Source organism: Williamsia phyllosphaerae (assembly GCF_014635305.1).
Classification (GTDB): Bacteria; Actinomycetota; Actinomycetes; order Mycobacteriales; family Mycobacteriaceae; genus Williamsia_A; species Williamsia_A phyllosphaerae.
The window spans coordinates 2,419,881-2,433,021 of the sequence record NZ_BMCS01000001.1 but is presented as its reverse complement, the minus strand read 5'-3'; the positions used below and the strand labels follow the sequence as shown (position 1 = coordinate 2,433,021).

At 69.5% G+C, this 13,141-nt stretch carries 13 protein-coding genes; 6 read left to right on the top strand and 7 right to left on the bottom strand.

What is annotated here, in order from left to right; genetic code table 11:
• Window positions 1-56: 56 nt before the first annotated feature.
• Window positions 57-1,610, top strand: a complete 1,554-nt coding sequence (locus IEV93_RS11305; RefSeq protein ID WP_188489678.1) for an AlkA N-terminal domain-containing protein — start codon at window positions 57-59, stop codon at window positions 1,608-1,610.
• Window positions 1,607-2,125, top strand: a complete 519-nt coding sequence (locus tag IEV93_RS11300; RefSeq protein WP_188489676.1) for a methylated-DNA--[protein]-cysteine S-methyltransferase — start codon at window positions 1,607-1,609, stop codon at window positions 2,123-2,125. The genes IEV93_RS11305 and IEV93_RS11300 overlap by 4 nt, the downstream gene beginning before the upstream one ends.
• 21 nt (window positions 2,126-2,146) lie before the next feature.
• Here IEV93_RS11300 and IEV93_RS11295 read toward each other — a convergent pair whose 3' ends face one another.
• A complete protein-coding gene (locus IEV93_RS11295; protein ID WP_371873809.1) occupies window positions 2,147-3,157 on the bottom strand; it encodes a glycoside hydrolase family protein in 1,011 nt (336 codons plus the stop codon).
• Window positions 3,158-3,231: 74 nt separating this feature from the next.
• Between IEV93_RS11295 and IEV93_RS11290 the strand changes: the two genes are divergently transcribed.
• A complete protein-coding gene (locus tag IEV93_RS11290; RefSeq protein ID WP_188489673.1) occupies window positions 3,232-4,347 on the top strand; it encodes a DNA recombination protein RmuC in 1,116 nt (371 codons plus the stop codon).
• Window positions 4,348-4,406: 59 nt separating this feature from the next.
• Entirely contained in the window at window positions 4,407-5,363 is a 957-nt protein-coding gene (locus IEV93_RS11285; RefSeq protein WP_188489672.1) for a Yip1 family protein, read from the top strand.
• Between the two features lie 33 nt (window positions 5,364-5,396).
• On the opposite strand, the gene IEV93_RS11280 is transcribed toward IEV93_RS11285, so the two are convergent.
• The gene (locus IEV93_RS11280) at window positions 5,397-6,173 is read right to left on the bottom strand and encodes a fructosamine kinase family protein (RefSeq protein WP_188489671.1); all 777 of its coding nucleotides are present in this window, start codon (window positions 6,171-6,173) and stop codon (window positions 5,397-5,399) included.
• A 42-nt stretch (window positions 6,174-6,215) separates the two neighbouring features.
• Here IEV93_RS11280 and nadE point away from each other — a divergent pair, with 42 nt between their 5' ends.
• On the top strand, window positions 6,216-7,049 hold the full coding sequence (nadE, locus tag IEV93_RS11275) for an NAD(+) synthase (RefSeq protein ID WP_188489669.1): 834 nt from the start codon (window positions 6,216-6,218) through the stop codon (window positions 7,047-7,049).
• Here the strand turns inward: nadE and IEV93_RS11270 are convergent.
• The 4 genes from IEV93_RS11270 to IEV93_RS11255 all read right to left on the bottom strand — a co-directional run bounded on the left by IEV93_RS11270 (window position 7,009) and on the right by IEV93_RS11255 (window position 10,741).
• Complete coding sequence (locus IEV93_RS11270; RefSeq protein WP_188489667.1) at window positions 7,009-7,920, bottom strand: SDR family oxidoreductase; 912 nt, start codon at window positions 7,918-7,920, stop codon at window positions 7,009-7,011. The two genes, nadE and IEV93_RS11270, sit on opposite strands and share 41 nt — an antisense overlap.
• Window positions 7,921-7,987: 67 nt before the next feature.
• On the bottom strand, window positions 7,988-9,130 hold the full coding sequence (locus tag IEV93_RS11265) for an N-acetylmuramoyl-L-alanine amidase (RefSeq protein ID WP_229705038.1): 1,143 nt from the start codon (window positions 9,128-9,130) through the stop codon (window positions 7,988-7,990).
• Between the two features lie 271 nt (window positions 9,131-9,401).
• Window positions 9,402-9,683, bottom strand: coding sequence for a DUF3253 domain-containing protein (locus tag IEV93_RS11260; protein WP_188489665.1), 282 nt, complete (start codon window positions 9,681-9,683; stop codon window positions 9,402-9,404).
• Entirely contained in the window at window positions 9,680-10,741 is a 1,062-nt protein-coding gene (locus IEV93_RS11255) for a CobW family GTP-binding protein (RefSeq protein WP_188489662.1), read from the bottom strand. The genes IEV93_RS11260 and IEV93_RS11255 overlap by 4 nt, the downstream gene beginning before the upstream one ends.
• Before the next feature lie 163 nt (window positions 10,742-10,904).
• Here IEV93_RS11255 and IEV93_RS11250 point away from each other — a divergent pair, with 163 nt between their 5' ends.
• Window positions 10,905-11,450: a DUF4190 domain-containing protein gene (locus IEV93_RS11250; RefSeq protein WP_188489661.1), complete on the top strand. Its 546-nt coding sequence runs from the start codon at window positions 10,905-10,907 to the stop codon at window positions 11,448-11,450.
• A gap of 72 nt (window positions 11,451-11,522) precedes the next feature.
• On the opposite strand, the gene IEV93_RS11245 is transcribed toward IEV93_RS11250, so the two are convergent.
• Window positions 11,523-13,049, bottom strand: a complete 1,527-nt coding sequence (locus tag IEV93_RS11245) for a DEAD/DEAH box helicase (protein WP_188489659.1) — start codon at window positions 13,047-13,049, stop codon at window positions 11,523-11,525.
• Window positions 13,050-13,141 lie beyond the last annotated feature (92 nt).

Here is a 13,141-nt window from a genome sequence, read left to right as displayed (position 1 = left end):
ATCGTCGCGTCTGATTCCCGCTAGTACATCGGCGGTGTCGCTGACACAGTGGAGACATGCCACCGTCAGTGACCACGTCGGCCGACCTCGACTTCGAGCGCTGCTACCGCGCGTTGTCGTCGCGGGACACCCGTTTCGACGGTCAGTTCTTCGTCGCCGTCCGCACCACCGGGATCTACTGCCGCCCATCGTGTCCTGCGGTCACACCGCATCCGGAGAACGTCGACTTCGTGATCACCGCGGCCGCCGCCCAGCAGGGCGGCTTCCGTGCGTGCCGTCGCTGCCTGCCCGACGCGGTCCCCGGCTCACCCCGGTGGAACCTGAACTCCGACCTGGCGTCCCGTGCGATGCGGTTGATCGGCGACGGTCTGGTGGATCGATCCGGGGTGGACGGTCTGGCCACCGCGCTGGGCTACTCGTCGCGTCAGCTCAACCGTGTGCTGACCGAGGAACTCGGTGCCGGCCCGCTCGCGCTGGCGCGGGCGAACCGCGCGACGAACGCCCGCATCCTCATCGAGTGCACCCCGATGACGATGGCCGACATCGCCTTCGCCGCCGGCTTCGCCAGCGTGCGGCAGTTCAACGACACCATCCGTGAGGTGTTCGCGTCGAGTCCCACCGAACTGCGGCGACGACGGGGGCGGCACCCCGTCCGCCAGGCGTCCGAGGACCACACCCCGGTCCGGGTGAGCCTCAAACTGAGCGTGCGACAACCGTTCTCGTCGGCCTGGCTCAGCTGGTTCCTGGCCGGCCACGTCATCGAAGGACTCGAGGACTTCCGGGACGGGACCTATCACCGGGCCATCGCGCTACCGCACGGACCGGCCGCGGTCTCGGTCACGCTGCACGACGACCACGTCGTCGCCGACATCGCCCAGGTCGACATGCACGATCTCGGTACCGCGGTGCACCGTCTGCGCCGGATGCTCGACCTCGACGCCGACATCGCGGCGGTCGACGACGCGCTCGACGCCGATCCGCAGTTGGCACCGCTGGTCGCGAACTGTCCGGGGATCCGTGTGCCGGGTGCCGTCGATCCGGTGGAGATGCTGATCCGCACGATGCTGGGCCAGCAGATAAGTCTGGCCGCGGCTCGCACCCACGGACGACGCCTGGTCGCGGCCCTCGGCGAGCCCCTGTCGACCCCGCACGGACAGGTGACGCACCTGTTCCCCACCGCCGCGGCGATCGCCGAGCGCGGTGCGGAGGTGCTGACCGGCCCCCGCCGCCGGGTCGCAGCGATCATCGACGTGGCACGCGCCGTCGCCGACGGCGAGGTCGTCCTGCACGCGGCGATGCCCGCCGACGAGCTGAAGGCCTCGCTGATGGCCCTGCCGGGTATCGGTCGGTGGACGGCCGACTACGTCGTCATGCGGGTGCTCGGCGACCCCGACGTCCTGCTCGACACCGACCTCATCCTCAAACGCCGGGCCGAGGCGATCGGCCTCGACCTGAGCGATTCACACCGGTGGTCGCCGTGGCGGTCGTACGTGTCGATGCATCTCTGGCACGACGCCCTGCGCGAAACGGAACCACTTCTGCGTTCCGCGCGTCCATTCAGCACGACACCGTCGCCCTCAGAACCATCCCCCACCGAGGAGAACCCATGAGCACCGCACACTGGACGACCATCTCGCTGTCGACCGGACCGTTCACCGTCGTCGCGGCCGAGGGCATCGTCCTGGCCTCGGGGTGGACGGAGGACCCGCAGTATCTGACCGCGCTGATCCATCCGACGCTGCGTCCCGAGACGCTCACCCACATCGACGATCTCGGCTCCATCAGCACCGCGGCGGTCCGGTACGACGAGGGCGACGTCACCGCCATCGACGACGTCCCGGTCCGGCAACTGTCCGGCGTCTTCGTCACCCACGCCTGGGACGTGCTCCGCCGGGTCACCCCCGGCAATCAGGTCACCTACAGCGAACTGGCCGAACGCGCGGGCAACCCTGCGGCACACCGCGCCGCGGCGACCACCTGCGCCCGCAACGCCGCCGCCCTGTTCGTGCCGTGTCACCGCGTCCAGCGCCGGGACGGCACGCTCGGCGGATTCCGCTACGGGCTCGACGTCAAACGCGCACTGATCGCCCACGAGGCCGAACACGCCGCGAAGTCGGCCGCCTGACCGGTTCGCGGGCCGGAACGCTCAGCCCACTTGCTCGGAGAGCACGCCGATGTGATGGACCCGGCCGGAGATCCCGGGGACCTCTTTCGGGGGCGAGAAGGTCCGCAGACCGTCGCTACTGTCGGAGTAGAAGTACTTGTTCTCGCGGTAGGCGTCGTAGTAGATCCGGTAGTTCCCGTTCGGGAGCTGGGTCACTGCGGGACCTTCGCGCAGCGTTCCCCAGTTCCCGGCGGGCACATAGCGATACGGCCCGTTGAGGGTGGGTGCGACCGCGTGGTCGATGATCTTCTTGGTCTCGTTCTTGGTGAACGCGTGGTAGGTCGCCCCGACCTTGACCACGGTGGTGTCGATGTGGTCGGCGTTGATGCCGAACATCAACGCAGGCGCGCTGAAGCGCGTCAACGAGGAGTTCAGCGCCGTCATCACGTACGGCACGAACCCGCCGCCGGTCGACAGCGACAGGATCACGCTCACCCGATCGCCCTCGACGAACCAGTCCGGAGCCCACGCCTTGGTCACGAACGGCGACAGTGACGGACCGCCCTTGGCTCCGGCGGAACCGGTGAAGGGGAACGGCAGACTCGGACCCTTCCCGTCGCCGGTGCCCGGGAGGAACGCGCAGCACAGCGGGACCGGGTAGTCCCCTGTCGAGGTCCAGTTGATCCGGTCGGTGCTGGTCGCGAAACCGATCTTGGCGCCACCCGTGGTGTAGGTGAGGTGGTACACACCGTCCCGGCTGCGGAAGATGCTCGGGTCCCGCACGACGCCGGTGGCCGGTTGATACGCGCCGTTGCGGGCGAGCGTGAACGTCGTGGCGTCGGACGACTCGTAGACATCCATCGAGCGGGGGTTGCCGGTCTCGAAGCCCACCACCGTGTACCGCAGGCCCGACGGCGCCGCACCACTGATGGCCGGGGGCGCGATCACCAGACCGGCGACGACGAGCACCACCGTCGACACGGCGGTGACACAGGCAGCTCTTAGTCGAATCACGGATGAAGTATCACGCACGACACGCCACTCGCGCCACATTCGTACGAAATTGCAACATCCGTCATCGGCGGTGCACCCGAGGACTGTCACACCTCACGTGCACCCTGTGCACCATGGATGTCTCCACGGTCGTCGCCCTGGCCATCGGACTGGCCGTCGGATTCGGCGCCGGCTGGTGGGTCTACGCGATGCGCACCACCGCGATCCGAGAGAGTCACACGTTGCTGTCCCAGGCGTTGGCCTCGGCGAGTGAGGACGCGGCCCGGCGCCAGTCCGGCGCCATCGGGTCGCAGGTCGCACACATCGTCGGTCCCCTGCACGAGACGCTCGACCGACTCTCCGACGAACTCCGGCGGGTCGAACGCGGACGCATCAGCTCGTTCGCCGGCTTGAGTGAGCAGGTCACCGGGATGCGCGCCGCCTCGGCCCAACTCGGGGCGCACACGCAGCGGTTGGCCAACGCCCTGCACACCCCGCAGCTGCGGGGCCGGTGGGGCGAGATGCACCTGCAGAAGGTGGTCGAGGCGGCCGGGCTCAGCAAGTACTGCGACTTCACCGAGCAACAGACCACCGCATCGGGAGCCCGACCCGATCTGGTGGTGCACCTGCCTGCCGAACGGGACATCGTCATCGACGCGAAGGTGCCGCTACAGGCCTACCTCGAGGCGGTTGCCACCGACGACACCGTCGCCGAGCGGCGGTTCCTGGCCGATCATGCGCGGGCGGTGCGCGCCCACGTCACCGCGCTCTCGGGCAAGGAGTACTGGCGGGAGATGGCACGGTCACCGGAGCTGGTGGTGCTGTTCATCCCCAGCGACCAGATGCTCGAGGCCGCCTGTCGTGTCGACCTCGACCTGGTCGAGTACGCCTTCGGGCGCAATGTCGTACTGGCCACCCCGAGCAGTCTCGTGGCCCTGCTGCGCACCGTGGCCCTGTCGTGGCGGCAGGACGCCATGGCCCGCGACGCCGAGCAGATCCACGCCCTGGGCCGTGAGCTGTACCACCGACTCGCCACGATGACATCGCATCTCGATCGTCTGGGCGGTTCGATCGGCCGTGCGGTCGAGTCGTTCAACGCGACCGTGGGCGCCATGGAGTCCCGGGTGATGGTCACCGCCCGCAAGCTCGGTGACCTCGACGCGTTCTACGGATCCGGCGACGACGCACCGTCCACCGTCGCCCCGATCGATTCCGACGTGCGCGCCGTCCGTGGGGCCGACATGCACTGACCCCGCCGATCGAGCGTGGTCATACGGGGATTCTCAGCGTGTACCGGTACCGTCTAGACGTGCTCTCTGCCCAGAAGACGCGTTCCGGGATCCCCACGGAACAGCAATCGGTGCTCCCGACGGTGCGCGGTGTGCCCTGGTGGGGCGCCGTTCTCGTCGCGCTGGTGCCCACCGTGATCGGTGCCGTCATCGACGGGTCCGGACAGAGCGAACTGGCGACCACGTTCCGTGTCCTCTACTTCATCGGCTGTGTGGCCGCGGTGTTGCTGGTCCGCCGTCGGTCGTTGTTCACCGCCGTGACCCAACCGCCGCTGGTGGCGTTCGGTGTCGCCGTGATCACGTTCTATCTGGTCAAGCCCGGAGGCGAAGGCGGGCTCAAAGACCTCATCATCAACGTCCTGCTGCCGATCGCGAAGCTGTTCCCGCTGATGGCGTGGACCTTCGCCGCGGTGCTGCTGCTGGGTCTGGGTCGCTGGTTCCTCACCCGATCGCTCGCCGAGAAGGCACCGAAGCGGTCGGCGAGTCGTCGGGCGGATCGGCCCACCGCGACCAGGGCTCGCACCTCCCGCCCCGAGACAGCAGGAGCGGGTGCCCGGTCAGGCTCTCGCGCCGCCGGCGCACGACGCGACGACGACGCCGAACCCCCGCGGTCCCGACGCCGCGAGGCCCCCGCCACCCGCGCGCCGGAGGGCGCCGGTCGTACGTCCCGTCGGTCGGCCGACGAAGCCACGCGTGTCCAGCCGCCGGCCCGACGTCGGGTCGACAGCCCGGCCGGTTCCCGCGAGCCACTGCGATCGGCGATGCCGCGGGACCGCGATCGCGATCGCGACGACGTGCCGCGCGAGCCGCGTCCCCGTCCGAGCGGGCACCGACGCTCCGCCGACGGTCCGGCTGCCGAGCCGCTGCGTGATCAGCCCGGTGGACGGTTGCCGCCACGTCGCCCGCGTCCCGACCCTTTCGACGATCTGCGGCCGCCGTCGGCACCGCGTGCGCGCTACCGCGGCGTCAACCCCTGACGCAGTCAGCTCACAACACCTGACTCTCCCCAGTCAGAGCGCGAGCGTGGCCCGCGCCGCCGACCCCAATCGACTCCCGTACCCGGGTCCGTGTCCGGCGGCGTGCACGGCGAGCGGATGGAGTTGGTGCAGCCCGATCCGGTTCTCCCACCCCGGGGCCAGCGGTCTCCTGCTCTGATATCCGTCGATGATCTGATCGAGCAGCGGGCATCCGAACAGCGCCAGCATGGCCAGATCGGTCTCCCGGTGTCCGCCGTGCGCGGCCGGGTCGATCATGACCACCCCGTCGGGCGTCCACAGGACGTTGCCCGTCCACAGGTCACCGTGGAGGCGGGCGGGACGTTCATCGGGTCCGCCGGGCGCGGGGTCGAGATCGCCGGAGGCGATGCGTTCGCAGGCCTCACGTACCGCGGCCTCGTCCGAGGCGGTCAGATTGCCCGCCGCCACGGCCGGGTCCACGAAGGCCAGCACCCGTGTCCGGGCGTAGAACTCACCCCACGAATCGGTGGGGATCGAGTCCTGCTCCCGGCTGCCGACGAAGGTCCGGCCGTGGAATCCATCGGGTGGGCTGCCGAAGTGGTCGGCGCCGGCGTCGTGCATGGCGGACAGGGCCGCACCGAACCGCATCGCCGCCGCCCGCGTCGGCGAGGTCTCGCGGAGGCGGCGCAGGTCGATCCGGTCGGCGGCCACACTCACCACCTCCACCACGGGCGCACCCGCGGCGGCCAGCCACCGCAGACCGGCGGCCTCGGCGGCGAAGAAGTCGGGGTGGACGTCGGATCGGCGTTTGGTGTGGACATCGCTGCTCATCGACTCCAGCGTGCCACGCACACCTTGATTACCATGGGGAAGATGAGGCGTCTGCAGAAGTCCATCATCACCGAGCTCGAGGTCTCGGCCGAGATCGATCCGGCCGGCGAGATCCGACGCCGGGTCGATTTCCTCAAGGCCTACCTCGCGGCCAGCGGCGCCAAGGGTTACGTCCTGGGCATCAGTGGCGGGCAGGACAGCACCTTGGCCGGAGCTCTGTGCCAGACCGCAGCCGCGGAATTGCGTTCGGAGGGAACCGAGGCCACGTTCGTCGCGGTGCGCCTGCCCTACGGCACGCAGGCCGACGAGGACGACGCCCAGATCGCGCTGAGCTTCATCGCACCGGACCGCTCGGTCGTGGCGAACGTCAAGCCCGGGGCCGACGCGACCGCCACCGTCGCCGGTGACGCGGTGGGTGCGCCCCTGCGTGACTTCGTGCGCGGCAACATCAAGGCGCGGCAGCGGATGATCCTGCAATACGCGATCGCCGGCCAGGAGTCGCTGTTGGTGGTCGGCACCGACCACGCCGCCGAGGCGGTCAGCGGCTTCTTCACCAAATTCGGCGACGGTGGCGTCGACCTCACCCCACTCACCGGCCTGAGCAAACGGCAGGGCGCACAGATCCTGCGACACCTCGGCGCCCCGGACTCGGTCACCTCGAAGGTGCCCACGGCCGATCTCGAGGACGACCGGCCCGCGCTACCGGACGAAGAAGCACTCGGCGTGACCTATGCGCAGATCGACGACTACCTCGAGGGCCACGACGTGGACGACCACGTCGCCGAGCGGATCGAGACGCTGTTCACCAACACCCGGCACAAGCGCACCGTCCCGGTCACCCCGTTCGACGACTGGTGGACGACTCCACCGCGCTGAGCCGCGCCAGTCGGTCGAACCGATCGTTGGCCACGCGCATCGCGATCTCGTACGGCAGGGCGAATTTGCGCGACATCCAGTAGCCGAAACGGATGTCGGCGGAGGTGTACACGAGGAACCGGTTCTTCGCGACGCCGTCGAGCAGTGCCTGCGCCGCCTTCTCCGGACTCACCGCGCGCTTCTCGAAGTGGCGGATGGCCGCCTTGATGCGCGGGTTCTCCTTGTCGACGCCGGCGATGTCGACGGTGCCGACCAACGGCGTGGCGACCGCTCCGGGACAGACCAGCGACACCCCGATGCGGTGTCGGCGCAGATCGAAGCGCAGCACCTCCGAGACGCCGCGGATCCCGAACTTGCTCGCGCTGTAGGCGGAATGCCACGGCAACGCCAGCAGGCCGGCGGCGGATGAGACGTTGACCAGGTGTCCGCCGCGGCCGCGTCGGACCATCCCCGGGACGAAGCACTCGATGAAGTGGATCGGTCCCATCAGGTTGATGTCGACCATCTTCTTCCACGTCTCGTGCGCGAGGTTCTCCACGGTGCCCCAGGCCGAGACACCGGCGACGTTGCACAGCACGTCGACGACCCCGTGCGCGGACTCGACGCGTTCGGCGAAGGCGCGGACCCAGTCGATGTCGGTGACGTCGCCGGCCTCGGAGTGGGCGACGGTGCCACCGGCGGAACGGATCTCGTCGGCCGTGGACGCGAGCAGCTCGGCGTTGATGTCGGTGATGATCACCCGTGCACCACGCCGCGCCGCCTCGACGGCGGTCGCTCGGCCGATCCCACCTGCAGCTCCGGTCACCACGACGAACTTGTCGTTCAGCGACGGCACCGGTGTGGTCATGACGAGGAGATCACGCAGGCTCATGCCTGCAGCGTAGATGCTCGTGGGGGTCGAGCACGTGACCCTGATCAGCCGACGGCGTCAGGCGGGCTCAGATCGGGAGCTTGCCCCCGAAGGCCGAGTAGACCACCGACAGCAGCGACTTGAGCACCTGCGAGGACGCGTCCTGGCCCTGGGTCTGCAACAGGCTCAGGATGGCCGACGGATCCTTCGTCGAGACCAGTTGACCGATCAGCGGGATGAGCGCCTGCAGTCCGCTCAGGTCGAGACCGTTCGACGGTGACGTCGTCGTCGGCGGCGTCTCACCGGTGGGTGCGGTGTTCTCACTGCCCTGCGGAAGGCTCGGGCTCAGCAGCGAGCTCTTCGGCGCGGCCAGCAGGGTCTTGGCGATGCCGTCGATGATCGCCACCGCGTACTTCACCTGTCCGGTCTTGCCTGCGAGCGCATCGGCCTCGGCGGGGTTGGCCAGGTTGCCCATCTCGATGAAGACGTCGGGGACCTTGGTGAGGTTCACCGCGGCGATGTCCGAGCGGGCCTGCAGACCGTCGTTCACACCCGCATAGTTGGCGGGCGGGAAGCCGGCCGCCTTGAACGAGTCGCGCATGGTCTCGGCGGCCTTGCGGCCGGTGGTCGACTGCACCAGGCTCACCGTCGGGTCCGGAACCGGCAGCTTCGGCACGATGATGTGGAAGCCCTTCTTGGCGGGATCGGCTCCGGTCGAGGTCGAGTCCGCGTGGACGTTCACGGCGAGGTCGGCCTTGGACGCGTTCGCGGCGTTGGCACGCTCGTCGACGCAGCCGCCCCAGCCCTTGTCGTCGGCGCGCGAGAGGACGACCTTGGCGCCCTGGCTCTCGAGGCCTGCCTTGACCAGCTGCACCACGTCCCAGTTGACGGTGTGCTCGGCGGCCTTGTTGACGCCGACCGCGCCTGTGGTCTGGCAGTCCTTCTTGCCGCCACGACCGTCGGGGACCTGCTTGCGCAGATCGTTGCCCGCGGCCGACCCCTGATGTCCGGGGTCGAGGAAGACGGTCTTGCCCGCCAGGGCGTTCTTCTGTTCGGGTGCCGGCGCGGCCGGCGCCGGGGCAGTGGTGGACGGCGCGGTGGTGGACGGCGCTGCCGGGGCCGACGACGACGGAGCACCGGGGGCGGGCGCGGGAGCAGGGGCTGCGGAGGCGATCGACGGCATCGACACCACACCGGCGGCGAGTACGACCGCGGCGGTACCGGCGATCATCGCCGTTCCAGCGGCACGGACTCGATGGGAACCAAACGGTGTACGGGTCATGGCAGATGCGCGCCGACCACGGGCCGACGCGACGCTCCTCTCGTTGTCGATCACACGAACTCCAAACATCAGGAGTCACATAGGTCACTGGTGTAACAGTGAACCAGTACTTGAGAGTCGGGGGCCAACACGATCTGCGAGATCGGCCATTCGTTGTCTCGCCGTGACCGAGCCGATGCGCAATCGTTGGCTCGGCCGTCGGAATCCCTGCGTAGGACCGTCAGGTCTGACCGTCCGGGCGAGGCCGGCGGATCCGGATGGGCCCCTTCACCGTCGCCGGGTCGACCACCGTTCCCCTCTGGGTGATCTCGACCTCGCCGGCCGCCATCAGCCGTTTCGCCGCCTGACGGACCGGCTCCATGAGCGGCCGCCAGTTCGTCGGCGCGACCGCCCGGGCGGCGTCCGACGGGCAGATCGACGAGGTCGGCGCGCGGGCGTCGAGCAACTTTGAGATGGCCCGTTCGAGATCGGCCTCGGTGACCGAAGTCGGATCGTCGGTCACGATGCCCGCCTCCCCTGATGTTCGTATCGGGTGATGGCGAGCATCGACTGCCGGTCGGTCGTTCGGTCGCCGGCGACGGTGGCCTCGAGGACCGTCCGTACCTCGTCGACGTCGACACCCGCCCCGATCACCACGAGCCGCGTCGTCGGCGTCTCGTCGGCGGCCCACCGTGTCGCGGTGACACTGATGTGGCCACCGACCCCGTGGACGACGTATCGACCGCGGTGCCCGGGTGCGTCGAAGAAGACGACTCCCTTGATCCGGTACACCCCGACCGGGGGGCGCTCGAGCACCGCGGCGAGGGCACGCGGGTGCAGCGGGGTGGCGGTGGAGAAGTCGACGGACTGATATCCGTCGTGCAGGTGCGCGTGGTCGTGATCGTGCGCGTCGTGGTCGTCGGCGAGAAGATCGGCCAGCTCGAGTTGGCGGGGGCCGTCGTCGGCGACGGTGTCGGGGAGGTCGATGAGCATCGCCGGGTCCAGCACGCCGTGCGTGGTCGACAGCACCGCGGCCGACGCGTTGGCGCCCCGGATGGCCTCGTGCACTGCCGCGGCCCCGTCGGTCGACACCCGATCGGTCTTGTTGAGCACCACCAGATCGGCCAGCGCGACGTGGTCGTCGATCTGGGGATGACGCGTGCGGGTCTCGGTGAACTGCTCGGCGTCGACCAGGTAGATCAGCCCGCCGTAGAGGATCCGATCGCTGCGGGCGGCGGTGACCATCCGGACCAGAGCCGTCGGCTCGGCGAGTCCGCTGGCCTCGATGACGACGACGTCGAGACCGGCCGAGGGCTTCGCCAACTCACCCATCACCGACTCCAACGAGTCCGCGTCGGTGGTGCAGCAGATGCATCCGTTGCCGAGGGTGACGGCGCCGTCGACGGCCCCCGACACCAGGAGCGCATCGATGGACACGGCGCCGAAGTCGTTGACCACGACGCCGATCCGCAAGCCCGACCCGCTGCGCAACAGGTGGTTCAACACAGTGGTCTTCCCGGCCCCGAGGAAGCCGGCGAGCAGCACCACCGGAACGGGTCCGCGCGACCGGACGGTGCTCATCGGACCGACACCGGCGCGACGCATGACGCGCAGACCACGGCGAGGAGAACGATCTTCGAGAGCGACACCCGGCAAGAATACGGAGCGGGGCGAACGGATACGTGACAGCTAGACTCTGCGGACGCAGACGACCCCTCGACGCCCCCGCACGAAGGACGACGACATGACCTATCCGCCTCCCCCGGGCGCCCCCGACGACGACTCCCGACCGTCACTGCGCAAGGACGATCAACCGGAACCGGCGCCGGGTGGCGACCAGTACCCGCCGCCCTACCCGGGCGGCGCGTATCCCGGCGAGCAGAACCCCTATCCGGGGCCGCAGTACGGCGACCAGCAGTACGGGTCGCTGCCGCCGGGGCAGCCGCAGTACGGGAATCAGCCCTACGGCCAGGGCCAGTACGGCACCCCGTCCTACGGCGCGTACGGCCAGCAGCCGTACGGGATGCCGGTCGTGGCACAGACCAACGGCAAGGCGATCGGTGCACTGGTCTGCGGCATCGCGGGTCTGATCCTGTGCGTGATCGCCGGGATCCCGGCGATCATCCTCGGCAACATGGCGGTCGCCGAGATCGACGCGTCCGGCGGACACCAGGACGGCCGCGGCATGGCCGTGGCCGGTCGGGTGCTCGGCTGGGTGGGCGTCGGCCTGATGATCATCGCGCTGGTGGTCATCCTCATCGTGGTCATCGCCGGGGCCGCCAGCACCTGAGGACTCTGACCCACAGACGCCGATCGGCGGCCCGCAGTGCGGGCCGCCGATCGGTGTCTGTGGGGCTGTTGTCTAGCGGGTCGCCCGACTGCGGCCTGCGCCGGCGCCGGTGCCGCGACGCCCACTGGCGCCGTGGCTCGAATCGGGACGTGCACCACCGCCACCGCCGCCGGAGCGACGGGCCGGCGACGACGAATCACCGGAGCTGGTGCTGTACGAGCGACCGGCCGAACCGGCACTCGACGAACCGGAACGCTCGCCGCGACCCGAGGCCCCACCGCGACCGGAACCGGTGCGCGGTGCGCGGGCGCGACCGTTCTGCGCTCCCCCGCCCTGGCCGCCGCGACGACGTCCGCCGCCGGGCTGCTGCTGGGTGGCCGGCGGAGCCGCGCTCGGAGTCACGTGCGGTGCGATCTCGCCGACCAGGTCGGTGACATCGGGCGACTGCGCGGTGACCCGGCTCGGGGCGACGTCGATGGCCGCCCTCTTGAGCAGACGACGCAGGTCGGCCCGCTGTTCGGGGAGAGCGATGGTGACGACGTCACCGGCGTTGCCCGCGCGGGCGGTACGGCCCGAACGGTGCAGGTAGGCCTTGTGCTCGGCCGGCGGGTCGACGTGGATGACGAGTTCGACGTCGTCGACGTGCACGCCACGGGCGGCGACGTCGGTGGCGACGAGCACGCGGACCGACCCCTCACCGAACGCGGCCAGGTTGCGGTCACGCTGCGGCTGCGAGAGGTTGCCGTGCAGATCGACCGCGGGGATACCCGACGCGGTCAGCTTCTTCGCGAGCTTCTTGGCCTGGTGCTTGGTCCGCATGAACAGGATGCGACGACCGGTGCCCGAGGCGAGGACGTCGATGAGGTCGTTCTTCGACGAGGTGTCGGACACCTCGAACACGTGATGGGTCATCGCGGCGACGGGCGAGTTGGCCTCGTCGACCGAATGCATGACCGGGTTGTGCATGAAGCGGCGGACGAGCTTGTCCACCCCGTTGTCCAGGGTCGCCGAGAACAGCAGACGCTGTCCGTTCTCGGGCGTCTTGGTGAGGATGCGGGTCACCGCGGGCAGGAATCCGAGGTCGGCCATGTGGTCGGCCTCGTCGATGACGGTCACCTCGATCTCGTCGAGGGTCAGGTGGCGCTGGTCGAGGAGGTCCTCGAGACGGCCCGGGCAGGCGACGACGATGTCGACGCCACCCTGCAACGCGTCGACCTGACGACGTTGGTTGATGCCGCCGAAGATCGTCGTGGTGCGCATGCCGTAGACCGCGGCGAGCGGCGCGAGGACGGCGTCGATCTGGGTGGCCAACTCACGGGTGGGTGCGAGGACCAGCGCGCGGGGCTTACCGCGCCTGCGGGTCCCGCCGGCGCCGTCGGCGGCAATGCGCGCGACGAGTGGGATGGAGAAGGCGAGGGTCTTGCCGGATCCGGTCTTCCCGCGTCCCAGGACGTCACGACCCGCGAGGGTGTCGGGGAGGGTGTCGATCTGGATGGGGAAGGCCTCGGTCTTTCCCTCGGCGGCGAGAGAGGTGACGAGGGGTGCGGGCACGCCGAGCGCGCCGAATTCAGTGTGGGTCACAAAATGCCTTTCGGGCATCGGACTCCGCGGAACATCCCGGGATCACCGGGTGACGAGAAGTCATGGCGAACACGCAGGCGTGCGCATTCGTTCGCCGTTCGAAGGAATCG

What these genes read in the sequence shown, in the direction of transcription:
- IEV93_RS11255 (WP_188489662.1), bottom strand. Translation starts at nt 10,741, where the DNA reads ATGAGCACCGTCCGGTCGCGCGGACCCGTTCCGGTGGTGCTGCTCGCC.
- IEV93_RS11245 (WP_188489659.1), bottom strand. Translation starts at nt 13,049, where the DNA reads ATGCCCGAAAGGCATTTTGTGACCCACACTGAATTCGGCGCGCTCGGC.
- IEV93_RS11280 (WP_188489671.1), bottom strand. Translation starts at nt 6,173, where the DNA reads ATGAGCAGCGATGTCCACACCAAACGCCGATCCGACGTCCACCCCGAC.
- IEV93_RS11250 (WP_188489661.1), top strand. Translation starts at nt 10,905, where the DNA reads ATGACCTATCCGCCTCCCCCGGGCGCCCCCGACGACGACTCCCGACCG.
- IEV93_RS11305 (WP_188489678.1), top strand. Translation starts at nt 57, where the DNA reads ATGCCACCGTCAGTGACCACGTCGGCCGACCTCGACTTCGAGCGCTGC.
- IEV93_RS11295 (WP_371873809.1), bottom strand. Translation starts at nt 3,157, where the DNA reads ATGTGGCGCGAGTGGCGTGTCGTGCGTGATACTTCATCCGTGATTCGA.
- IEV93_RS11265 (WP_229705038.1), bottom strand. Translation starts at nt 9,130, where the DNA reads ATGATCGCCGGTACCGCCGCGGTCGTACTCGCCGCCGGTGTGGTGTCG.
- IEV93_RS11290 (WP_188489673.1), top strand. Translation starts at nt 3,232, where the DNA reads ATGGATGTCTCCACGGTCGTCGCCCTGGCCATCGGACTGGCCGTCGGA.
- IEV93_RS11270 (WP_188489667.1), bottom strand. Translation starts at nt 7,920, where the DNA reads ATGAGCCTGCGTGATCTCCTCGTCATGACCACACCGGTGCCGTCGCTG.
- nadE (WP_188489669.1), top strand. Translation starts at nt 6,216, where the DNA reads ATGAGGCGTCTGCAGAAGTCCATCATCACCGAGCTCGAGGTCTCGGCC.
- IEV93_RS11300 (WP_188489676.1), top strand. Translation starts at nt 1,607, where the DNA reads ATGAGCACCGCACACTGGACGACCATCTCGCTGTCGACCGGACCGTTC.